The organism is Caulobacter sp. Root1472, assembly GCF_001426985.1.
GTDB lineage: Bacteria > Pseudomonadota > Alphaproteobacteria > Caulobacterales > Caulobacteraceae > Caulobacter > Caulobacter rhizosphaerae.
Map to the genome: position 1 here is coordinate 372,456 of NZ_LMFX01000023.1, position 22,585 is coordinate 395,040.

The window sequence follows — 22,585 nt, forward strand, 5'->3', positions numbered from 1 at the left end:
CCCTTGTTGTCGTTGACCTTCACGTCTTCTGATCGACGCGATTAGCGAGGCAGGCCGACATCGGCGTCGACCGAGACGTCGGCCGATCGTCCGGGCGCGTCGGCGGTCGGCTGGCCGGGGCCGACGCTCACCCGATAGCGACCCGCCGCGACCCGGCGCCGGCCGTCGAGATCCACCGAGCTGAGGTCGCGCGGGGTCAGGGCGAACGTCACGGTCCGCGCCTCGCCCGGCTTGAGCGAGAGCCGCTGGAAGCCGCGGAGGGCCAGGCGGGGCGCGCCGGGCGTGTCCGGGAAGTCGAGATAGAGCTGGGCCACCTCGTCGCCGGCCCTTTCCCCGACGTTCCGTACGCGGGTCGTCACCCGCAGTCCCTTGCCCGCGCCGCCCGCCGCCGGTTCGACCTTCAACGGGTCATAGGCGAACCGCGTGTAGCTGAGCCCGTAACCGAACGGGTAGACGGGGGTCCCCTCGAAATAGCGATAGGTCCGCCCGGCCATGGCGTAGTCGCCGAACGGCGGCAGGTCGTCGACGGAACGATAGAAGGTCAGCGGCAGGCGCCCGGACGGATTGGTCTTGCCCGACAGCACGTTGGCGACCGCCAGTCCGCCGGACTGGCCGGGGTACCAGGCTTCGAGGATGGCCGAGGCGTTGTCCTTGGCCCACGACAGGTTGAGGGGGCTGCCGTTCATGGTCACCACGACCAGCGGCTTGCCCAGGGCCTTAGCCTGCTCCAGCAAGGCCTGCTGATCGGGCGGGATGTCCAGCGTGGTCTTGTCGCCGCCCTTGAAGCCCGGGACGTCGACCGGCGCCTCCTCGGCCTCCAGGTCTGAGGTCAGGCCCACGACCGCGACCAGGACGTCCGCCTGGGCGGCGGCCGCCTTCAGGTCGCCCGCGGGATCGTTGGAGATCCGCTTCCAGACAAGATCGACGCCCGACAGAGCGTGGGATTCCGAGACGATCTCGACAGCGTACTTGCGGCCCTTTTCCAGCTTGATCGTCTTCAGGGTCGGCAGGCTGCCCCAGCCGGATTTGCGAAGGTCGGCGAAAGGCTTGCCGTCCAGCTTGAGCGCGCCGTTGAAGCCGGTCAGCCCCAGCCTGTAGGTCCCGCTCTCCGGCGGGACCAGGAAGCCGGTCCAGACGACGCGGTGGTGATCGGAAACGGCGGCCAGGTCCAGGCTGCGGGCGGCGACGTCCGGTTCCAGGCGCGTCACCACGGGCTGGTCGGCGAAGCGCATCTTCGCCACGATCTCGCCGAACGTGCCCGGCGCGAAGCGCTTGGGCGGGGGCTCGGCCGGATTATAGTAGCGGGCCAGGAGCCCCGGCGCGCCGTCGGGCGAACGCAGCGCCGAGGTCGGCACGCGGTCGCCGTCGGTGAACGCCGCGCCGAAGGGCGCCTGCACGATCTGGGCGCCGGGCATCGCCCGCCGCAGGCCTTCCAGCACCGAGACGGGCGGCGCCGACAAGGCCGAGGAATAGTTGCCGCGCAACACCCGGGTGGCGTCGCCCAGCGGTCCGATCACCGCGATCCGCGTGTCGGCCTTGAGCGGCAGGACGCCGTCGTTCTTCAGCAGGACGAGGCTCTTCTCGCTGGCCGCCAGCGCCAGGGCGGCATGCTCGGGTGTCATGATCTCGGCGGGCGAGGCCAAGGCGCTTTCCGGTTTGCGGACGCCGGGAAGATCGCCGGCACGGAAACGGGCCGAAAACAGCCGCACCAGGGCCTGATCGACGTCAGCGACGCTGATCAGGCCGCGGCTCAGGGCTTCGCGGTAGCGGTCGGCGAGCCCGTCCGTGTCGGTCAGCGTCGCGCCGTTGCATTCGTTGTCGACGCCGGCCCGCATCGCGGCGGCCACGGCGGTGGCCGCGTCCGGGGCGTATTTGTGATGGTCGCTGATGTCCTTGACCGCGTCGCAGTCGGAGACGACGTAGCCCTTGAAGCCCCAGGCCTGGCGCAGGTGATCCTTCAGCAGCAGGTCGCTGGCGCAGGCGGGCTGACCATCGATGCGGTTGTAGGCGCACATGACCGAGCCGGCCCGACCCTCCACGATCGCGGCGCGGAACGCGGGCAGGTAGGTGTCCTCCAGGTCATGGCGCGAGACGAAGACATTGGCGCTGTGGCGGGTCGATTCCGGGCCGCTGTGGACGGCGAAGTGCTTGGGCGTGGCCACCACCTGGGGCAGGTCCGGATCGGGCCCCTGGACGCCCTGCACGAACGCGACCCCCATGCGGGCGGTCAGGAACGGGTCCTCGCCATAGGTCTCCTGGCCCCGGCCCCAGCGCGGGTCGCGGAAGATGTTGATGTTGGGCGACCAGGTGTCCAGGCCCGTGCCGATCCGCCCCATCCGGCCCGTGCGTCGCGCCAGCGTGTGCAGCCCCCGGACTTCCGACCCGATCGCGCCGGCGACATCGTGGACCAGCGCGGGGTCGAAGGTCGCGGCCAGGCCGATCGGTTCCGGAAAGTTGGTGGTGGGCAGGGCGCCGAGCGCGCCATGCAGCGACTCCGTCCACCAATTATAGGCGGGGACGCCCAGCCTCGGAATGGCCGGGGCGGTGTTGAGCAGTTGCTCCACCTTCTCGTCCACCGTCATTTTGCCGACCAGTTGGGCCGCCAGGCGATCGGCCTCGGCGCGCTCTTTCGAGAGCGTCGGCGCGAGCGGCGCGGCGGTCGCCGGCTGGGGGAGGGCGGCGCATAGCCAAAGCGCGCCCGAGACGGTCGCGAGCAAGACGGGCCGACGCCCTTTCGATCCAAGCATTGTTCGACCCTGGTGATGGTTCCTGAGGTTTCGCGGCGCGGGGCCTTTGGGCCGCGGTCCGAGGCGGCGCGGCGTCATACCGGCTGCAGGCCGTGCTCGACGATCTTCCGGATCAGGTCGCGGTGGCGCGGCAGGCTGGCGCTCAGCCGTTCGGTCTGGACGGCGTTTTCGCGCATCGCCCGCTCGGCCAACACGCGCTCGTCCGCCAGGGCTTCCGGTTCGATCTCGGTCCGAAAGCCCATGCCGTAGAGGACGTACTGGTAGCTGGCGGTCGGGAACACCTCTTCCACCCGGTCGAACTCGTCGTGCAGCCATGGGGGTTGGTGGCGCCAGAGCCTCAGGAGGTCGGCCAGGCGCTCGGGCACCGTGGCCGGGTCCCGGTTGTCGCGCCAGAAGGCGGTGTCGGACCGTTTGCTGAGCACGTAGTGGAGCTTGAGGAAGTCGATGATCCGGCCCCAGCGATAGTGGGTCGTGGCGTTGAAGCGGGCGGCGACGACATCCATCACTTCGCGGCAGGCCGGCATCTGCGAGGCGATGATCTTGGCCGACAGCTCGATCAGCACGATGGCTGAGGCTTCCAGCGGCTCCAGGAAGCCGGCGGCCAGGCCCACGGCCACGCAGTTTCGCTTCCAGAACGTCTCGCGATGGCCCGAGCGGATCGGGATCTTGCGCGCCGGCAGGTCGCGCGCCGCCGGCCCGATATAGGCGCGCAGCTCGCGTTCGGCGTCCTCGTCGGAGATGTGGCGGCTGGAATAGACGTGCCCGGTCCCCCGGCGCGTGGGCAGGCCGATGTCCCAGATCCAACCGGCCGACTGGGCTGTAGAGATCGTGTGGCTGGCGATCGGCGCGTTCTCGTGCTCATGGGGAACCTGGATCGCCAGGGCCGTGTCGCAGAACAGGACGTCGCCGCAATCCTTGAACGGCACGCCGAGCGCCTCGCCCAGCAGCAGCGCGCGGAAGCCGGTGCAGTCGACGAAGAGATCGCCCTGGATCTCGCCGGCCTGCTCGGTGACCACGCCGCGGATGTCGCCGTCGTCGGTCATGGCGACGCCTCGAACGTCGGCCAGGATGTGACGGACGCCGAGCTTGCCGCAGCAGTGGCGCTGCAGGAACGGCGCGAACTTGCCCGCGTCGAGGTGGTAGGCGTAGTTGGCCGCGCCCTGATAGGGCGCCGCGGTGATCGTCTTGGGCCCCAGGCCGGCGTCGCAGATCCGTCCTTGGGGCGTGACCGCGTCGCAGAAGCTCTGCTCGCCGGGATTGGCCAGCCAGTGGGCGGCGAGGTTCACCTGCGAGAAGCCTTGGGGCAGCATCAGGGGGTGATAGTAGGCGTCGTCGGCGGCGCCGGTGGTCCACCGCGCGAACTTGGCCCCTTGCTTGAAGGCGGCGTCGCATTCGCGGAAGAAGTCGGTCTCGGAGACGCCGATCGTCGCCAGCGTCGTGCGCAAGGTCGGCCAGGTGCCTTCGCCGACGCCGATGATCGGCGTGTTGGGCGACTCCACCAGGGTGACGGTGAAGCCCGTCCCGGCGCGCGCCTTGTGCTTGGCGGCGATGACGCCGGCGGTGAGCCAGCCGGCGGTCCCGCCGCCGACGATGACGATGTTCTTGATGGGACGCACCATGGCCGCGAAACCCGGGAAAAAGCGACTGGGAAGACCGAACGATCGATCTTCCCAGTCAGGGGAGGGACCTAGAAGCGGAAGCGGGCGCCGGCCGTGTAGCGCCGGCCATAGGCGAAGACGTCGAGCAGCTGGTTGTCGAACCGTCCGTGGGTGCTCTGGGTCTCGTTGGTGAGATTCAGGGCTTCGAAGAACAGGTTGACCTGCTTGGTCAGCGCATAGCTGGTGCTGAAGTCGATCTGCAGGCTCGGGTTCTCGAAGGTCGGCTCCGAACCGAAGGCGCCGGTGTTCTGGTTCTGGCCGAAGGCGCGCAGATACTCCTTGCGGTAGTTGACCGCGAACCGCGCTTCGAAGCCGTTCTTGTCATAGAAGGCCACGAGGTTGGCGGAGTCGGCCAGGCCGGTGATCGCGAAGCCGCTCTGGGAGATGTCGGTGCGGTCATAGGGCTTGTTGGTGTCGACCAGGGTGACGTTGCCGTTGAAGCCGAAGCCGCTGTCGCCGAACACGTGCTGCCAGGCCAGTTCGACGCCGCGCACCGTCGCTTCGGGGCCGTTCACCTGCTGGGTGACGCTGAACAGCGCCGCCTGGCCGGTGGACGGATCGATCACGCCGTTGATCGTCTGGCGCTGGGTGCCCCCCACGATGAAGTTGCTGACATCCTTGATGAAGAAGTTGATCGAGGCGTAGGAGTTGGGCTGGTAGTACCACTCCACGGCCGCATCGAAGTTGTCGGCCAGGTACGGCTTGAGCGCCGGACTGCCCCCGCTGCCGGTCAAGGCGCCGACCCGCTGGCCGGTCCCGACGCTGAGCACGGGCGTCAGCAGGTTGAGGCCCGGACGGGTCAGGGTCCGCGAGGCGTCCAGACGCAGGTGGATGCTGTCGGTCAGTTCCAGCTTCATGTCGATGCTGGGCAACAGGTAGGAATAGTTGCTCTTGGTCGAGACGGCCTGGGGATCGCTCAGGACCACCGTCAGCAGGGTCGGGTCGCCCGTGTTGCGCCTGATCTCCGTGGGCAGCTGACCAAAGCCGTTGGCGGTGACGTGGGTGTTTTCCTCACGCACGCCGGCGTTGAAGTGGAACGGCATGCCGGCCACGTCGACGTCGAAATTGGCCCTCACGAACAGCGACCAGGTCTTTTCGGTGATGTCGCGGATGCTGCCGTTGTCGAGCGCCAGGTCGAACGCGCCGGTGAACTGGGTTCCGACCGTGCCGCCGCCGTAGTTGAAGCCGGGGATGTTCTGGGTCTGGGGATTGCCCAGGCTAGTCAGGTACTGCTGGTAGGCGTGGGCGTCGAACTTCAGCAGGTACGGCGGCAGGGCGCCGTCGAAGCCGGGGATGAAGTTCTTGGTGCTGACCTTGCCGGTGAACAGGCTGGCCGGGATCATGACCCCGCCGTTGGCGCCCGAGGCGGGGCCATAGCCGGGATAGGCCTGCCAGTAGTTGTTGACGAAGGTGTTGCTCTGCTGGATCTGGTAGTGGTCTTCCATGTAGCTGCCGCCGGCCTTGATGCGGAAGCCTTCCTGCTCCCAGGAACCGGCGAACCGCAGCTGCTTGACGACGTCGGTGTTCTCCTGGGCCTGGCGCACGGTGACGTGAGAGCCGATCACCGAGGTGTCGGCCCAGCGCGCGGCGTCGCCGTTGGGGCCGTAGCTGTGCAGCACCGGCAGGGTGTTCTTGCTGTCGCCGCCGATGCTGATGCCCAGGGACGGGCCGATGCCGAAGCCATAGCCCACGTCGGCGTTGTCGCTGCTGACGCCGCCGTCGGGGTTGAGCCAGCTCTTGGCGTAGCTGGCGTCGGCCTCGAACTTCAGGTTCTCCGACACGTCCCACTTGAGGTTCAGGCCGGTCTGGTTGGTCTGCAGGATGTTGTGATCGGTCCCGGCCGTGAAGTCGGTCTGCGATCCGGCCTGGGTGAAGTCGACCGTCGTCCCGTTCTGGTCCAGCTTGACGTTGCGCAAGTTGTCCTGGTTGAACCAGATCCCGTAGCCGAAGTTGTCGGCGCGGACGTTCTGGCGCGAATAGTTGTCGTCCAGGGTGACCGTCACGCCTTCGGTCGGGCTCCATTGCAGGGCGATGCGACCGTCGACGCGTTCATCCTTGGTGTAGACCTGGGTGGCGCCGGACTGCTGCTCGAACCAGCCGAGGACGGTCTTGCCGGCCGGGTCGTTCAGCTGGGCGTCCGTACAGGAGGGCGTCAGCTGGCACGGCCGGTAGTATCCGCCCGGCCAGCCGCTGACAAAGACGCGGTTGGTCTGGGTGTCGTGGCGCGTGTACATCGCGTCGACCAGCACCCCGAACTTGTCGTCCGCGAAGGTGTCGCTGAACAGGGCGCCGACGGTCGGCACCACCTTGCCGGCGTCGTCCTGCACCGAACCGGACGCGGTGAACGCCATGCGGCGGCCGGGGCGGTCGAACGGCTTGGGGAACTGGACATTGATCGTCGCGCCGATCGAGCTGCTGGACAGCGAGACGTCGGGCGTCTTGAGCACGGACAGGCCGCCGACGAAGTCGGCGCCGACCGTGCTGAAGTCCACGGAGCGTCCGCCCGTCGCCGTCGAAATCCGGCGTCCGTCATAGAGGGTTTCGTTGAAGTCGCCGCTGAAGCCGCGAACGGTGATGCCTTGCGGCTCGCCGCGGGGCCCGGCGCGCTGGATCGAGACGCCCGGCAGGCGCTGCAGCGAGGCGGCGACGTTGGAATCGGGGAACTTGCCGATGTCCTCCGCGGAAATGGCGTCGACGACGCCCTCGGCGTTGCGCTTGATGTCGAGGTTGCGCTGCAGCGAGCCGCGCAGGCCGGTGACGAGGACCTCGTCGACGACCGTCGCGCCGCCCGGCTGGGGCTCTTGGGCCTGCTCCGCCGCCGGGGCGGCGATCGCCGCGGCCGTTACGATGGTTTCCCCGCCCCCACGCTCGGCGGCGCTGGCCGCGCCGCAGAGCGCCAGGGTCAGGAGGCTGGACGCCCCCACCAAGGCGGCCTTCGAAACGCCTCGCCGTGAGGTTTCATTGGTCTGATTATTAAGCTGGGCTTCCTTCATGTTTCCCCTCCTGTTTTCTCTGGGATGAACGCGTGCGCTATCGCTCGGCCGGACGCATAGATCCTGGCCGTTACGTCTCAAATTTGGGAAAAAAGGAGCCCTAGTCGTCGTCCTTACGGCACGATCGCATTGCAACCTCCCTGCGCTGATTTTATTTTGTTGCCTTGAAGGTAGCGCTAACAGGTAGCGGTATCAAGATCAATTTGTAGGTGTAATTGTCGTGCCGGCGTACACCGATGGACCGGCCCGCCGATCACGGTTATCGATCGCTAGCGCACGCGGGCTCGACCTCGCGACGTCCAACGAGGAAACGACATGGACCTGGAACTGCTGAACGCCGAGCGCCATCTTGGCCTGCATCAGGCGGACGCTTCCCTGGAGCGAACGCACTTCGTTCAGATCGTGGCGAGCGAGTTCGTAACGGCCGCGGCGACATGCCCGATTTTTCTGACCAAGAACTCGGAGACCGGGCGGTTCTACGCCGGCGCCATGTTCGGCTTCGAGCCGGGCGAAAACCTTCTCGAGCGGGCCGGCGCAGGCCGGCGCGGCTTCCTCCCGCTCGACGTCGAACGGCAGGGCTACTTCCTGGCGCCCGGCGGCGTCGCCATCGATCCAGGCCATCCGCGGTTCTCCGCCGGGCGGGGCGCGGCGCTCTTCGGCGCGGACGGGCAGCCCGCCCCGGCGCTGCGACGCATTCAGCTCGTGCTCGGACAATTGAGCGTTGGCGTGCCGGAGACGGACGCCTTCATCCAATCGCTGGTCGCCCTGAAGCTGGTCGAGCCGATCGATGTCGACCTGTCGTTCGACGACGGCCGGTCCCTGAGCCTGGCCGGGCTCTACACCGTCAGTCTCGACGCGCTGGGCGAACTGGACGACGCCGCCGCGCTCGACCTGTTTCGACAAGGCCGCCTGCAACTCATCTACGCCATGGCCGGATCGCTCAGGCAGGTGCCGAGGCTGGCGAACCTGAAGAACGAACGACTGGCGGCATGAGCCGGGAGCGGCCCCCCGAGCCGAGGGGCGTCGAAATCGACGCGACGGGCGGCCTGGATAGCGCGACGTTCCGGCAAGGCGTGGCGGAAGCCTGCCGGCCGGTGGTGTTGCGGAAGCTGGGCCGCGACTGGCCCTCCACACGCGCCGCTGGTCGGTCGTGGCGGGACCTTGCGGACTATCTCCTCGCCTTCGACGTCGGACACAAGGGCCAGGCCTTCATCGGGGCGCCGGCCATCGCCGGACGCTACGACTACGGCGACGGCGCGGACGGATTCAATTTCGACCGAGAGACCCTGACCCTCCGCCAGACCCTCGATCGGATCGACCAGGCGGCCGCCGATCCCGCCCTGGCCAGCGTCTATATGGGCTCGCTGCCGACGGACGACTATCTGCCCGGCTTCGACAGGGATCATCACCTCGCCTTCCTGCCGCCGGCGGCCCGGCCGCGCGTCTGGCTCGGCAACGCCAGCCAGGTCGCCTGCCACTACGACACCTATGACAACCTGGCCTGCGTGGTGGCCGGCCGGCGGCGTTTCACGCTCTATCCTCCGGACGCGATCGGGGACCTCTATGTGGGCCCGATCGACCACACCATGGCAGGCCAACCCATAGGTCTCGCGGCCGGCGCGCAGCCGGGCGACCCGCGCTTCCCGCGGTTTGCGGCGGCGCGCGACCGCGCCCTGGTGGTGGCGCTGGAACCTGGCGACGCCCTCTACCTGCCCAAGCTGTGGTGGCATCAGGTGGAGGCGCTCGATCCTCGAAACCTGCTGGTCAACTACTGGTGGGACGGGTTCGCCGCGGGGCCCGACGCGCCGTTCGCCACCCTGATGCTGGCGATGATCGCCATCGCCGAGCGACCGCCGGCCGAGCGCCAGGCCTGGCGGGCCTTCTTCGACCACTATGTCTTCCGGCCCGACGGCCATCCGCTGGCGCACCTGCCGCCCGAGCGCCACGGGATTCTCGGGCCCCTGGCGCAGGGCAACTACGGAAGGATCCGCGCCAGCGTCATGCGGCTGTTGCGAGGCGGATAGCGGCGCCAGGGCCTGGCCGTCGCCGTCACGCCCCGCAGCACCCCGACGATTCGGCCGGCGCGGTCGCCAGGGCGTCGGCGATGGCGGCGAAGAGCACGGCCAGGTCGATCGGCTTGCTCACATGGGCGTCCAGGCCCGCGGCCAGATAGTCGTGCCTCTGATGGTCCATGGCGTTGGCGGTCAGGGCGATGATCGGGGTTCGGACACGCGCGCTGGCGCGTTCCTCGGTCCGGATGGCGCGCGCGGCGCTGACCCCGTCCATGACCGGCATGTTGATGTCCATCAGGATCAGGTCGAAAACCCGCCGCCGCCAGGCCTCCAGGGCCAGGCTGCCGTCCTCGACCACCTCCAGGTCGACCCCCGCGCTGGCGAGCAGGCTGCGCAGCACCAGCTGATTGGTCGGATTGTCCTCGGCGACCAGGATGGCCAGGCGCCCGCCTGGCGCGGTGGCCAGGCGGTCGGCGGCCGGCGCCGTCGGCGGAGCGGCGACCGCCTGCTCCGCGCGCGCCAGGGGCAGGGCGACGCGGAAGACGGATCCCGAGCCCAGGCGGCTTTCGACCGTGATGTCGCCGCCCATCAATCGGGCCAGGTCGCGCGAGATCGGCAAGCCCAGCCCCGTGCCGCCGAAGCGCCGGGTCGTGGTGGCGTCGCCCTGGCTGAACTTCTCGAACAGGTCGGCCCGGGCCGCATCGGAGAAGCCGACCCCGGTGTCTTCGACGACGAAGGTGAACCCCGTCGCCTGGATCACCAGTCGCACGTCGACGCGGCCCTGGTCGGTGAACTTCACCGCGTTGCCGATCAGGTTGTAGAGGATCTGACGCACCCGCGTGGGATCGCCCCGATAGAGGCCGCGCGGCCCGTCCGCCTGGAAGGACAGGGCGAGGCCCTTTTCCGCCGCGATGGCGCCGAACGCGCCGCACGCGTCCTGGCCCAAGACCTCGGGATCGAAGGCGACGGTTTCGAGCTGGATCTTGCCGGCTTCGATCTTGGCCATGTCCAGCATGTCGTTGAGCAAGGTCAGCAGGGTGGCGCCCGACTGCTGCAACACCCGCAAGCGCTCCTGCTGGTGACCGCTCATCGGCTCGCGCGACATGGCCTGGGCCATGCCCAGTATGCCGTTCAGCGGCGTGCGGATCTCGTGGGAGATCGTGGCCAGGAAAGCGCTCTTGGCGGCGTTGGCCTTCTCGGCGTCGAGCTGGTCCTGGATCACCTCGTCATAGGAGGCGGCGTTGGCGATCTGCAGGTCGCGGGCGTTGATCACGAAGCAGACCCCCAGCACCGCCAGGAGCCAGGCCTCTCCCCCCGATTGCAGGCGGGTTACGCTGTAGAGAAGGGCGATCGCCGGGACCGGCGCGGTCCACAGGAACATGCTGCGCGTCAGGGTGTGCTGGGCGGCGCAGGTCATCAGGATTCCGGCGCTGACGATCACCAGGGTCACGACGGCCGTGCTGGTCGTCGGATGGGCCAGAAGCAGCGGTCCGGCGGAGGTCGAGGTCAGCAGGATCGTGATGGCGATCAGCTGGTTCTGGAAGGCCCCGAACTGCTCCTGGGACGCAACGGCCAGGCGCGGCACGACCCGGCGCCACCAAGCTATGGTCGCGCCTTCGGACGATACGTATGCGGCGACCCAGCCTGCCGCCACCCACGGGGACATCGCCTTGAGAAAGAGCAGGACCATCGCCACCAGGGCGATGCTGCCGATCCGCATGGACACGTGACCGGAATAGGTTCGAGCGTAGTACTTCTCGAACGCCTGCTGCGAATAGGGTCTGTAGGCGCGCAACGTCATCCCGCCAGCTTGGAGGCGCTACGCTTTACAGGCCATTGGTCGATCGCTTCGGGCGTTGCGACATGGCGCCACACGCACCGCCCGAAGGACTTGAGGCAGGTCGGTAAGGCTCTGAAATCTCTAGCCTTGCCTCGGCGGTCTTCTTCGGAAACCGTCAGTGCGCGCCGTTCAGCCGGCCAAACAGGTCTTCGTAGCCTCCGGCCTCGGCGAACCGCAGCGGCTTGACCCGCTCGACCAGGATCTCGCCGCGCGGCGTCTCGCCCCTCTCGATCAGGTCGACGACCTCGGCCGTATAGTCGGCCAGGGGCATGGCGTTGGGGTTTTCCGCATGGCCGGGCATCAGGTCGGTCGCCACGGCGGGCGGCGCCAGTTCCAGCACTTCGACGGCGGTGTCGCGGAGTTGGTGACGCAGCGACTGGGTCCAGGAATGCAGCGCCGCCTTGGTGGCGTTATAGGTCGGGGTGGCGGTCAGCGGAATGAAGGCCAGGCCCGAGGTCACGGTGACGACGGTCGCGTTCGGCTGAGCCCGCAGATGCGGCAGCAGGGCCGCCGTCAGCCGGATCGGCCCCAGCAGGTTGGTCGCGATCGTGGCCTCCACGGCCGCCAGATCGAACGGTTCGGCCTTGAGGTCCTCGACCTTCATGATCCCGGCGTTCAGGATCACGACGTTCAGCGCCGGATGGTCCTTGACGACCTGCGCGCCGAAGGCGGCGAGGGCGGCGGCGTCCTCCATGTCAACGGTCGCCCAGGCCATGCCCGGATTGGCGGCCGCGGTCTCCCTGAGCACGTCCGCGCGACGGCCCGCGACGATCACCTGATTGCCGCGCGCGTGCAGGGCTTCGGCCAGGGCGCGACCGATGCCCGAGCCGCCGCCGGTGATCAGTATGGTGTTTCCGGTGATGTTCATGGTCCTCTCCAGGGGGATGGCGCAGCGATGAGGATCAGCTATGACGGTTACTCTCCATTGGAAAGTAGGCACCTGAAATCGCCATACTTACCAGACAGAAAGAAATGGAAATGACGGCTCTTCCGCCGGCCAGAATTTCGCATCCCGACACCGGGGCGTACGCCGATCCCCGCGTCGAGGCCTTGGTCAACGAGGTGATCGGCCGCGTCGCCGACAAGTGGACGATGCTGATTCTCGAGGTTCTGGCCGAGCATGGCGAGACGCGCTTTACCCGCCTGGGCCAGCTGGTCGGGAACATCAGCCAGAAGATGCTGACCCAGACCTTGCGCCAGATGGAGCGCGACGGGCTGGTCATCAGAACCGTCCACCCGGTGATCCCGCCCAAGGTCGAATACCGGCTGACCGACCTGGGCCTGACCCTCGCCGAGGCCTTCTGCGGCGTCTGGACTTGGGCTGAGAAGAGCATCGAACGCATCGAGGCCGCGCGAGCGGCGTTCGATGCGAGGAAGGGGTAGGGGCTCTCCGCCCTCTCCAAGCCGACGCGGTTGTCGCTCTGCTTTTCGACTTCGACGGCCGCCGCAGCGGGGCGCCCGGCGTGAACGCGTGCGTTCGCCGCCGCCGACGCCGGCCAGGCCGGTGTCCGAGCGATCGTGGCGCTGCACACGGACAGTTTCTCATAGGGTTCAAAACGGCGGCGTCGAGCGTGGCGGCCGACCTTGGAAGACGTGACTACGCCCGCTATCCTTTTGTATGTAAAAGCATTTCTGCGAATGAAACGCCGATGCCGCCCTATTTGTCCGGGGCAATATTCAGCGAATTGTCTGATTAATTGGCCGCTGAGTTACCGGGAGAAAATCTTAACGCCGGGCGCTGCTCGCCAGGATTGTCGCGAACCTCATTAAACAATTTTATTGCATTAATTCAGTACTCTAGTGAGGCGCCACCCTCTTCAACCGGCCGTTGGGGTATTGAACCTGGAGCTGTTGAATTGTCACCGGTGTCAGCGGCCCTGCGTCAATTTTATCCAATTTGTATGAGGATTTGGCTTGCAAAAATCCGTCGATGAGTGAATTCGTAGGGCGATGACAACGCTGCCATTCGGTGGCGGGCGGTGCGATCGGTCGAAGCCCCGGAGGGGGTGGATTGAGCGACGCCGGTAAAAAAGCCCTGGGGAGGGATTCAAGGTGAAAAGTTCGATCCGCGCGCGTCACTTGCTTGTTGCTGGCGCTTCGCTTGGTGTTCTTTGCGCGCTGGCCGGGCCGGTCGCGGCGCAGGATGCGCCCTCAGCGGCCAAGGACGACCAGGTCGTCGACACCGTGAAGGAAGTGGTCGTCACCGCACGCCGCAGGGCGCTGCAAAGCGCCATCGAGATCAAGAAGAACTCCGACACGCTCGTCGACTCGGTCGTCGCCGACGAGGCCGGCAAGCTGCCCGACAATTCGATCACCGAAGTTCTTCAGCGCGTGTCGGGCGTGTCGATCTCGCGCTTTGGCGGGACCAACGGCGGAAGCACCGCGTTCCAGATCGAAGGTTCGGGCATTACCGTGCGCGGCCTTCCCTTCAATTCGAGCATGCTCAACGGCCAGCAGGTGTTCAGCGCCAACGGCGCAAGCGCCATCAGCTGGAACGAAGTCACGCCCGAGCTGATGGCCGGGGTCGATGTCTACAAAGGCACGCGCGCCGACCTCATCGAAGGGGGCGCGTCCGCGGTCAATCTTCGCACCCATCTGCCCTTCGATTTCAAGGACACCCAGGTCAACCTCACCGTGGGCGGCAGCTACGGCACCCAGGCGAAAAAGGCTTCGCCCCGGGCTTCGGCCATGTTCTCGAAGCGTTTCGACACCAACATCGGCGAATTTGGCGTGTTGTGGGATCTGGCCTACAGCCGCCTGCACCAGCAAAGCAGCGACCTGCAGGTGGGCGCCATGTTCGCCCAGTATGCGCCGACCTCCACGCGCGACGATGATCTTGCCTTTGTTCCCAGTTCGTTCAACTGGAACACCAACAAGAGCAAGCGCGACCGGTACGGCTTCTATCAGGCTCTTCAGTGGAAGCCGGCTTCCAACCTGACGCTGACCAACACCGTGTTCTACTCGCAATATGTCGAGGATAGCCACGGAAACAGCGGTTCCTTGGGAACGAACCCATCCTCGACATCCGCAGTCATGCCCGTCGTCGGCAAGCCCGTCGAGTATGACGCCAACGGCGCCTTCCGTAAGGGAAGTCTCACCGTCGGGTCCACCGGCAATGCGGTGGAGTTCCAGAACATCACCCCCAGCTGGGTGCCTAGCTGGTACCAGCTCAATTGCGGCGCCACCTATGGCACTCCCGCATCGTCGATCCAGTGGGACTGGTCGGTTGATGGGGGTATCGAACCGGTTCCGTCGAATCCGAACTGGGATGGTAGGCGCCTGGCCCAGTGCGCGCCCGCCGCAACACTGAACCCCACCGGCGGCGCGACAGCGTCGCACAGCAAGAATTCCACGCTGGATATTTCGCAGAGCTTCGTCTGGACCCCTGGGGACCGGGTGGCGGTGCGTGGCGGTGCGCAATATGTCCGTTCCCGCTCGACCGGGCAAAGCATGTATGTCGGCCTCAATCAGTCCAGCCCGCTGGTGACTTCGATGGACGTCGATCTGACGGGCTCGCTGCCGATCGTGTCCGGCCTGTCCCCTGCCGGCGTGCTCGACAAGAGTACGGCGTACTTGGCCAATATGGGCTATCACAAACCCAAGAATGAAGGGGCGATGGTGGCCGCCCATATCGACCTTGAATACCGGGTCAGCGACGATGGATTCCTGCGCAGCATCACTGTTGGCGCTCGTACCTCCAACCGCAGCGAAAACGACAACTTCGCGGGAACCTATTTCGCGCCGCTAGGCCAGTCATGGATGGGAAGAAATTTCGGGACCCATCTCGGGGACCCGACATTTGGGCCGGGGAATATTCAATATCTCAACAACCCAAATGTCCTGCCGTCGGATTATCAAGTCGCCACCTTCTCGAATTTCTTCGGCGGCAAAATGCCTCTTCCGTCGCAGGTTTTCGTCGCCAGCGACTCGGTCATGCAGAGCTATGACTGGTACCATTTGCTCACGACGTATAATGGCGAGGTCCCCGGCGGGACCGCGGATCAGTATTGGACGGCAAAGATTGATCAGGGCCTGAACAAGACCGATAGCCGCATCGTCAACCAGGCTGCCTATGTCCAGGCCAAGTTCGCGCATGATGGTATCGGATTCATTCCGGCGTTCTCGGGCAATATCGGCGTTCGTGTATTCCACGATTCCCTGCGGGCGAGCGGTTTGCTGCAAACGCCGGACGCCGACAGGCTTGTTCTGAGCGTCGCGGACAGCACGGCATACTTCAATGCGCAGCAGTTCCCGGGTGCGGGGAACCCGTACCCGACGACCTATTATTTTGACAAAACCTATGCCATGCAGACTCGCAGCTATGATTACACGCGCGTTCTGCCTGCGTTCAACATCAAGTTCGACCTATCCGACAAGTTCATCATTCGGGGTGCGGCGTCGAAGTCGTCTGCTCCGCCGAATCTCAATGATATTCGCGCGGGCGGCGTCGTCGACGCGAGGACACTTGCCAACCCTACCAATTCGCAGGCGCCGCCCATTCTCACGGGTTTTACCGCCCGTGACGCGGGCGCAAGTCTGAAGCCGACCATGATCACCAGCGAAGATCTGGCGTTCGAATTCTATCCGTCGTCGTCCAGCTTCTTGTACGCCAGCGTGTTCGCCAAGCAGATCGAGGATCATCCGCAGTTCTATTCGTTCATCGCCAGCAATCTTCCGGTTCCTGGGAAGGCCTACGCCAATGGTCAGACCCCCCCCACCGTGGGGTCGACGGATCCGGACGCGGGGACGCCGGCAAGCCTGGATCTTCCGTGGCTCTACATGCAGAACAGGTCGGCGACGGAGAAGGCCACTATCAAGGGCTTTGAGATCGGTGGCCGCAAGTTCTTCGACCAGCTGCCGGGATTGTTTCGCGGGTTCGGCGTCGAAGGCAACGTGACCTACATCGACAGTAAAAACCCTGCCCAGCAGGCCAACAATATGTTGAGCCCGGGTCTCAATCCGGACGGCACTGTGCCGCAGACCTACCCCAACCTGCCCTACGCCGGGTTGTCGAAGTGGGCCTACAACATCCAGCTGCTCTACAGCCGCGACAGGGTCAATTTCCGTCTGGCGTACAATTGGCGCAGCAAGGCGTTGCTGTCGACCAATGTCAATCCGCTGTCCTATTTGACGAGCGGCGGCAATCCCTACTCGCTCAACACCAGCCCGACCAACTTTGACTCGGACCATTCCTATCCCGTGTACAACATGGTTCCGGCCTACATGTCGGCGGCCGGTTACCTGGATTTGGGTTTCGACTACAAGCTGAGCGAAAAGGTCTCGGTCTCGTTCAACGCCAACAACCTTCTCAACACCAAGTCGAAAACCGTTCAGGAACCTGTGCCTGGCGTGTACGTGCCCTATGATTACAACGTCAGCGACCGGCGTTATGAGGTCACTATGCGGGCGCGCTTCTAACGATCTGAACGGGGAAGGGCGCTTCATCCAGAAGCGCCCTTCCTCCTTGGAATACAGTCTTGCGGCCGGGCCATGCCCGGTCGCCTGTCGCCGGCGCGGCGAGTTGGCGCGCCTTGACCGACATCCAACCCCCGCATAGGCCTGAAACCCATCCCCGGCGGGCACGGCGCCGGCTAGGTTCATGGCGAGGCATGTTTATGAACAGCGGCCATCAACAGGATATCGTCATTCTGGGCGGCGGTGCGGCGGGCTGGATCGCGGCCGCGCTGCTGGCCAAGAAGACGGGTCGCCATCAAACGCGCATCACTCTGGTCGAATCCGAGGAGATCGGCATCATCGGCGTCGGCGAGGCGACGGTCCCGGTGCTGGCGCAATGCAACGCCCTGCTCGGCATCGATGAATCCGACTTTGTTCGCCGCACCCAGGGCACGTTCAAGCTGGGCATTGAATTCTGCGACTGGGGCGTTGCCGGAAACCGGCATTTCCACGCGTTCAGCGACTATGGTCACCAGGTTGAAGGCGTGGCGCCCCACCATTATTGGCTGAGGTTGCGGCAATCAGGCGACGACCATCCGATTGATGACTATTCGTTCGCCTACGCCGTCGCGAAAAACAACAAATTCGCCCCCACCGATCCGCAGAATCCGCGCTACCACCACGCCTATCATTTCGATGCGGCGCTGTACGCCCGCTACCTGCGGGACGTGGCGACCGAGCTGGGCGTGCAGCGCATCGAAGGCAAGATGACGCACGTCGATCTGGATGGCGAGACGGGCGATATCGCCGCCATCCATCTTGCCAACGGCGTCACGGTCGCTGGCGACCTGTTCCTGGATTGCACCGGCTTCGCCTCCGAATTGCTGGGAAAGGCGTTGAACACGCCGTTCGTCGACTGGTCGCGCTGGTTGCTTTGCGACAGGGCCATGGCGGCGCCGTCGAAACGCCCCGACGAGCCTACGCCGTTTACGCGATCCACCGCGCACGCCGGGGGCTGGCGCTGGACCATTCCGCTGCAACACCGCAGCGGCAACGGCATGGTCTATAGTTCGGAATTCTGGAGCGACGACGCGGCGCGCGACGCCTTGCTGGGCAATCTCGACGGCGAACCGCTGGCCGAGCCGCGGCTGTTCCGCTTCACCTCCGGCCATCGCAAGCAGTTCTGGAACCGCAATTGCGTGGGCATCGGTTTCGCCTCCAGCTTTCTCGAACCTCTGGAATCCACCGGACTGCAGTTGATCGTCATGGGGATGTTGAAGTTGCTTCGATACTTCCCCGAACGGACCATCGATCCGGTTCTGCGCGACGAATATAACCAACTCTCCACCCGCGAGATCGAGCGGATCCGCGACTTCATCATTGCGCACTACTATCTCTCGCGCCGGCCCGAACCCCTGTGGGCGGCGTGCCGCGACATCGAGATACCCGACAGTCTTCGCCACAAGCTCGATGTCTGGAACGCCACCGGACAAATCGCGCTGGGCGATTCGGAATCCTATATGGAGCCGAGCTGGCTGGCGATCCTGCTGGGCAACGGCGTCATTCCGGCGCGCTACAACATATCGGCGGACCTCTATCCGCTGGACCAGATCCGCAAGGGCATGGACCTGCGCCGCGAAGAGATCATCCGTTCGGCCCAGTCGGTCCCGTCGCATCAGGATTTCATCGACCGCCACTGCAAGGCGCCCTAGCGGCGCCGGCCCGCTGGAGCATTTGCTGGCCGGTCCGCGTCAGGGTCGGGGTCGCGGGCGATGAGCCCTAAGCGAACAGCTTTTCCTGGCGTGCGAAGTTGATGAACAGCGGCAACCACGGGCCGTCCGGACTGCCCGGCTGGGGGCGTGCGCCGAAGCCATGACCGCCGTGGGCGAACAGGTGGGTCTCGACCGGGATCTTGGCCGCGGCCATGGCGTCGCGAAGCCGCACCGTATTGGCCACGGGCACCAGGTCGTCGTCCTCGGCGTGCACCAGGAAGGTCGGCGCGGCCGCCGAGGTGACGTTGAGATCGGGCGACCACTCGCGGATCTGGGCCGCCGTGGGCGGGCCGCCGAACAGGGACGGCGCCACGCCGCCGTAGGCATAGGCCGGGTCGACGCTTTGCACCGGATAGATCGGCGCCGCCAGCAGAGGCCGGGCGCTGAGCTGGTCCGCGGCGTCGACAGGCTTGTAGAACGGCGCCGAATGCCGCGTCGCGAGCGTCGTCGTCAGGAAACCGCCCGCGCTGAAGCCCATGACGCCGACCCGCTCGGGGTCAAGCTGGAAGCGCGCGGCGTTGGCGCGAATGAGGCGCATCGCCCGCTGGGCGTCGGCCGGCCCGACAGCGGCTGGATCGGCCCAGCCGTCCCTCGCCAGGCGATAGATCAGCACGAAACAGCTGATGCCCGCCCGATTGAGGACGTCGGCGATGTGGTAGCCCTCGTGATCGAAATAGTTCCACTCGAAGCCCCCGCCCGGAATGATCAACATGGCCGAGCCGTTGGGCTGGGCCGCCGGCAACGCGATCATGTGCGGCTTGGAGACGCCTTTCATGCGCCGGCTGCTATAGCCGGGGGTCGACGAGGTCTGCTCGACGACCTCGGTCATGTCGGGATGCAGGGCGCCGGCCGGCGGATGGGGCCACAGTCCGATGACCTCGCCCGCGCCCGCAGAAGCGGACTGGGCCAGCGCCGGGGTGGCCGCGCCCACGCCCAAGCCGATCGCCGACGCGCCGGCCAGGACCAGGGGCGATTTCACAAGATCGCGTCGTGAGAGGCTCATGCAAACTCCTGTACTGCGTCCAGACCAGCGGCTCTTTGGAGGGGCGCGGCCCTAGTCGCTGAGCAGCGCCGCGTCGCCCCACGTGACGACCGTGGGCGCCTTGTTCCTGGCGGATTTGCCGCGCGCCACCAGCTCGACGATCTTCACGCCGACGATGTCGGCGCTCAGGGCCTGCGCCGTCTGGCCAAAGCGGGTCGGCTTGGACGTCGCCAGGAGCTTGCCGTCGCCATAGACGGAGAAGGTCACGGCGTCATCCGTGTCGAACGTCGAGTCATCGACTCCGACCTCGGCGGTGAAGCGACGGAATTGGCCGTCGGCCCGAACCTCGAGCCGCGAGTTGGCGAGCACGCCCAGGCCCGTCCCATACGCCTTGCCGTCGACGCGCAAGGTCTGCCGGTAGGGCGTGGCGTCGGCCTGCGCGCCGCCCCATCCGGTATAGGCCGGTGGTTCGCCGTCGTCGGCCGTGCCGCCCCAGGGATTGCGCATCCGATGGATCGTGGGATCGGGCTGGGGAATGGCCACGCCGTCGACGGCCGGATTCACGCGTCCGGGCATTTCCGACAGATAAAGGCCCTTGGAGAGCGTACGCGCGCCAGCGGCGTCGAAGACAAGCGTCTGGCGCGGGTCGAGATGCAGCTTGGTCTCGCCGGAGAACGCGGGCAGCGTCGCGCCGGTCCACAGGTCCTTGAGCGTCACCGGCGCCGTCGCGGCGAACTTCATGTGGCCCGCCGTCAGCGTCACCTCGGTCGGCGCAAGTCCGCGGTTGAAAATCGCCACCGCCTTGTGGCCGTTGCTCAGCGTCTTGACCAGGATCTGGACGTCGTCGCTGTCGTAGGCCAGGACCGCCTGGTTGCCCGCCGGGTCCTGATCGACGGCGATGATGTCGGCGTTGCCCAGGATGTCCATCAGCGGTTGCGGCGCGTTCCTCAGGTCATAGCCGATCAGAAGCGGCGCCGACAGCATCGACCACAGCGCAAAGTGCGACTTGGCCTCCGTCAGATGATGTTCGTCGAAGTCTCCGTGACCGACGAACAGCATGTCCGGATCGTTCCAGGAGCCGGGGTGCGCGTAGAGCGCGCGGTTGGCCGCGCTGTCGAAATTGGCCAGCATCCGCGTCCAGCTGGGCGTGATGTCGTCGCTGGTCCGCGACAGGTTGCCGACGTCCTTGGCCCAGGCGCGAACATCGGCCGCGCCCCAAGCGCAGATCGAAAAGACGTAATCCCCATCGGGATTTGTGCGGGCCAGGGCGTCGGCGACCTGCTGGTAGAGCGCGCGGACGGCCGCGATGTCGGTGCGGCGGATTTCCTTGAAGTCGATCAATGGGCCGAGCGCGCGGTACTGGCCGGACTTGACGCCGCCGCTGTCCGGACCGAAGGCGCGGATGCCGCAGGCGTCGACCTTGATGTAGTCGAACGCCCAGTCCTTGAAATAGAGCGCGATGTCCTGCTCGATATGGCCGTGCAGCCCGACCTCGCGCTCGGCGACCGTGCCCTCGGGGAGGTTGGGGGCGTTCGGCGCGAAGGCCTGCGAACAGTTGTTGGCGCCGATGTCCGAATAGATGCCGGCCTTCAGGCCCATGGCGTGGATGCGGTCGGTGAACGGCTTGAAGCTGGTCTGTTCGGCGCCGCCGACCGCGGCGGACGGAAAGATCGAGGTGCGCACGATCATGCGGCCGTCCGTGGCCCGTCGCTTCAGCCACCAGCCGTCGTCGATGTTGATGTAGCGGTAGCCCTTGGCGGCCAGGCCGCTGTCAACGATGGCCTTGGCGGAATCCAGAACCTTGGCTTCGGTGAGGTCGGTGTGGAAGGCGTTCCACGAGTTCCACCCCATGGGGGGCTTGGCCGCCTGTCCCGTCGTCACCGCGGTCCAGTGACCGGTCGGCGCCAGCGAGTCGGTCGCGGCATATGCCGCGCCGCCATAACATAGCGCCAATGCAAGACAGCCGATTACGCCAGAACGCTTCATGATTTCCCCACTAATTCCCAACCCGGATTCTTTTTAGACAGGGGCCCGTTGCTCTGAAAGCAGGACCTTGCATTGAATTTCAGGCAACGCCCGATTTCGACGGACCGATTGAGTTCCAACCGAACGGCTTTCCCGCATTGAGAAAAAGCGCCCAGATCATTCCGCCCAGCCCACCGCTGAAGGAGGGCTCTCGCGGCGGTCCGCCGTGCTTTTGATTTATCCTACAATATTTGGCCGGTCACCGTTGTCTTATCAAAACCTTTTCATACGTGAAGTCGGCGCTTTCGGCGCTGTGCAGTCGTTGGCGCGCCCAGCGCGGACGGGGCAGGGCGCAGCCGGACCCGACCCGTTAGCGGGACCCGTCCGGCTTGCCGGGGCGCGAGCCGGAAGCTAGAGGCTGGAAGGTCAGGTTTCGAAGGTCCCGCCATGTCGGATCGCAAGTACACCGCGCCGGCCCTGGAGAAGGGGCTGGACATCCTCGATCTGCTGGCGGCCCACGGCCAGGCCATGACCCTTTCCCAGATCTCGGTGGCGCTGGAACGGTCGGNGCGCCGGCCCTGGAGAAGGGGCTGGACATCCTCGATCTGCTGGCGGCCCACGGCCAGGCCATGACCCTTTCCCAGATCTCGGTGGCGCTGGAACGGTCGGTCGGCGAGATCTTCCGGATGATCCACGTGCTKGAGTTCAAGGGCTTCATCGAGACGGCCCCGGGCGCGGAAGGCTATGAACTGACCAACCGGCTGTTTCGGCTGGGCATGGCGCGCGCGCCGGTCAAGACCCTGCTGGAGGCGGCGCTGCCGCAGATGCGCGAGCTGGCCGCGCGGGTCGAGCAGTCCTGCCACCTGGCCCAGGCCTCGCGCGAACAGATCGTCGTCGTGGCCCGGATCGAGAACCCCGGCTACTACGGCTATTCGGTGCGCACCGGCCATCGGCGCGACATCGTGGAGGCGACCTCGGGGATGGTGCTCTACGCCTTCCAGCCGCCGCCCGTGCAGGCCCGGTGGCGCGAGGTGATCTTCGCCGGGGTTTCGCAGGCCGACCAGACCGCGTTCCTGGCCCATGCCGAGCGCGTGGTCCGGCAAGGCTAYTGGCGCGCCGAAAGCGACCTGGCGCCGAACATCACCGACGTCTCCGCGCCCATCATGGCCGACGGCGCGGCCATCGCGGCCCTGACCATGCCCTACATCTGCAAGCGTGGCGT

General features: G+C 66.2%; 14 protein-coding genes. 7 read left to right on the forward strand and 7 right to left on the reverse strand.

From position 1 onward, the window contains the following. Nucleotides 1–41 precede the first annotated feature (41 nt). The 3 genes from ASD47_RS16800 to ASD47_RS16810 all read right to left on the reverse strand — a co-directional run bounded on the left by ASD47_RS16800 (nucleotide 42) and on the right by ASD47_RS16810 (nucleotide 7,398). Nucleotides 42–2,717 (reverse strand): glycoside hydrolase family 3 C-terminal domain-containing protein, encoded by a 2,676-nt coding sequence (locus tag ASD47_RS16800; protein WP_235525928.1) that lies wholly within the window; start codon nucleotides 2,715–2,717, stop codon nucleotides 42–44. Between the two features lie 104 nt (nucleotides 2,718–2,821). Next, nucleotides 2,822–4,366: a tryptophan halogenase family protein gene (locus ASD47_RS16805; RefSeq protein ID WP_082564654.1), complete on the reverse strand. Its 1,545-nt coding sequence runs from the start codon at nucleotides 4,364–4,366 to the stop codon at nucleotides 2,822–2,824. A 68-nt stretch (nucleotides 4,367–4,434) separates the two neighbouring features. Then, nucleotides 4,435–7,398 (reverse strand): TonB-dependent receptor, encoded by a 2,964-nt coding sequence (locus tag ASD47_RS16810; RefSeq protein WP_056759009.1) that lies wholly within the window; start codon nucleotides 7,396–7,398, stop codon nucleotides 4,435–4,437. A gap of 315 nt (nucleotides 7,399–7,713) precedes the next feature. Here ASD47_RS16810 and ASD47_RS16815 point away from each other — a divergent pair, with 315 nt between their 5' ends. After that, a complete protein-coding gene (locus ASD47_RS16815; RefSeq protein ID WP_056759010.1) occupies nucleotides 7,714–8,391 on the forward strand; it encodes a SapC family protein in 678 nt (225 codons plus the stop codon). Continuing rightward, nucleotides 8,388–9,422 (forward strand): cupin-like domain-containing protein, encoded by a 1,035-nt coding sequence (locus tag ASD47_RS16820; RefSeq protein WP_056759012.1) that lies wholly within the window; start codon nucleotides 8,388–8,390, stop codon nucleotides 9,420–9,422. The genes ASD47_RS16815 and ASD47_RS16820 overlap by 4 nt, the downstream gene beginning before the upstream one ends. 25 nt (nucleotides 9,423–9,447) lie before the next feature. Here ASD47_RS16820 and ASD47_RS16825 read toward each other — a convergent pair whose 3' ends face one another. After that, nucleotides 9,448–11,211, reverse strand: coding sequence for an ATP-binding protein (locus ASD47_RS16825; RefSeq protein WP_056759014.1), 1,764 nt, complete (start codon nucleotides 11,209–11,211; stop codon nucleotides 9,448–9,450). A gap of 154 nt (nucleotides 11,212–11,365) precedes the next feature. After that, nucleotides 11,366–12,118: an SDR family oxidoreductase gene (locus ASD47_RS16830; protein WP_056759016.1), complete on the reverse strand. Its 753-nt coding sequence runs from the start codon at nucleotides 12,116–12,118 to the stop codon at nucleotides 11,366–11,368. 110 nt (nucleotides 12,119–12,228) lie between these two features. On the opposite strand from ASD47_RS16830, the gene ASD47_RS16835 reads away from it, so the two are divergent. From ASD47_RS16835 to ASD47_RS16845, 3 genes are all read left to right on the forward strand, one after another. Continuing rightward, nucleotides 12,229–12,633: a helix-turn-helix domain-containing protein gene (locus ASD47_RS16835; RefSeq protein WP_163228914.1), complete on the forward strand. Its 405-nt coding sequence runs from the start codon at nucleotides 12,229–12,231 to the stop codon at nucleotides 12,631–12,633. 669 nt (nucleotides 12,634–13,302) lie between these two features. Next, nucleotides 13,303–16,668: a TonB-dependent receptor gene (locus ASD47_RS16840; protein ID WP_056759021.1), complete on the forward strand. Its 3,366-nt coding sequence runs from the start codon at nucleotides 13,303–13,305 to the stop codon at nucleotides 16,666–16,668. 197 nt (nucleotides 16,669–16,865) lie between these two features. Continuing rightward, nucleotides 16,866–18,356 carry a tryptophan halogenase family protein gene (locus tag ASD47_RS16845; RefSeq protein WP_056759023.1) on the forward strand — a complete coding sequence of 497 codons (1,491 nt, stop codon included), beginning with the start codon at nucleotides 16,866–16,868 and terminating at the stop codon, nucleotides 18,354–18,356. A gap of 67 nt (nucleotides 18,357–18,423) precedes the next feature. Here the strand turns inward: ASD47_RS16845 and ASD47_RS16850 are convergent, their stop codons facing one another. Together ASD47_RS16850 and ASD47_RS16855 are read right to left on the reverse strand one after the other, a co-directional pair. Then, entirely contained in the window at nucleotides 18,424–19,419 is a 996-nt protein-coding gene (locus tag ASD47_RS16850; protein ID WP_056759024.1) for an alpha/beta hydrolase, read from the reverse strand. Between the two features lie 51 nt (nucleotides 19,420–19,470). Further along, nucleotides 19,471–21,384 carry an NPCBM/NEW2 domain-containing protein gene (locus ASD47_RS16855; protein WP_056759026.1) on the reverse strand — a complete coding sequence of 638 codons (1,914 nt, stop codon included), beginning with the start codon at nucleotides 21,382–21,384 and terminating at the stop codon, nucleotides 19,471–19,473. Between the two features lie 426 nt (nucleotides 21,385–21,810). On the opposite strand from ASD47_RS16855, the gene ASD47_RS16860 reads away from it, so the two are divergent. Both ASD47_RS16860 and ASD47_RS16865 read left to right on the forward strand, forming a co-directional pair. Next, nucleotides 21,811–21,931, forward strand: a 121-nt coding sequence (locus tag ASD47_RS16860) for a helix-turn-helix domain-containing protein (RefSeq protein WP_156402205.1), incomplete at its 3' end; no start/stop codon positions are given. Between the two features lie 10 nt (nucleotides 21,932–21,941). Next, nucleotides 21,942–22,585: IclR family transcriptional regulator (locus ASD47_RS16865; RefSeq protein ID WP_056759094.1), on the forward strand; the 644-nt coding region annotated here is incomplete at its 3' end.

What these genes read in the sequence shown, in the direction of transcription:
- ASD47_RS16845 (WP_056759023.1), top strand. Translation starts at nt 16,866, where the DNA reads ATGAACAGCGGCCATCAACAGGATATCGTCATTCTGGGCGGCGGTGCG.
- ASD47_RS16850 (WP_056759024.1), bottom strand. Translation starts at nt 19,419, where the DNA reads ATGAGCCTCTCACGACGCGATCTTGTGAAATCGCCCCTGGTCCTGGCC.
- ASD47_RS16805 (WP_082564654.1), bottom strand. Translation starts at nt 4,366, where the DNA reads ATGGTGCGTCCCATCAAGAACATCGTCATCGTCGGCGGCGGGACCGCC.
- ASD47_RS16825 (WP_056759014.1), bottom strand. Translation starts at nt 11,211, where the DNA reads ATGACGTTGCGCGCCTACAGACCCTATTCGCAGCAGGCGTTCGAGAAG.
- ASD47_RS16820 (WP_056759012.1), top strand. Translation starts at nt 8,388, where the DNA reads ATGAGCCGGGAGCGGCCCCCCGAGCCGAGGGGCGTCGAAATCGACGCG.
- ASD47_RS16815 (WP_056759010.1), top strand. Translation starts at nt 7,714, where the DNA reads ATGGACCTGGAACTGCTGAACGCCGAGCGCCATCTTGGCCTGCATCAG.
- ASD47_RS16855 (WP_056759026.1), bottom strand. Translation starts at nt 21,384, where the DNA reads ATGAAGCGTTCTGGCGTAATCGGCTGTCTTGCATTGGCGCTATGTTAT.
- ASD47_RS16835 (WP_163228914.1), top strand. Translation starts at nt 12,229, where the DNA reads ATGACGGCTCTTCCGCCGGCCAGAATTTCGCATCCCGACACCGGGGCG.
- ASD47_RS16830 (WP_056759016.1), bottom strand. Translation starts at nt 12,118, where the DNA reads ATGAACATCACCGGAAACACCATACTGATCACCGGCGGCGGCTCGGGC.
- ASD47_RS16810 (WP_056759009.1), bottom strand. Translation starts at nt 7,398, where the DNA reads ATGAAGGAAGCCCAGCTTAATAATCAGACCAATGAAACCTCACGGCGA.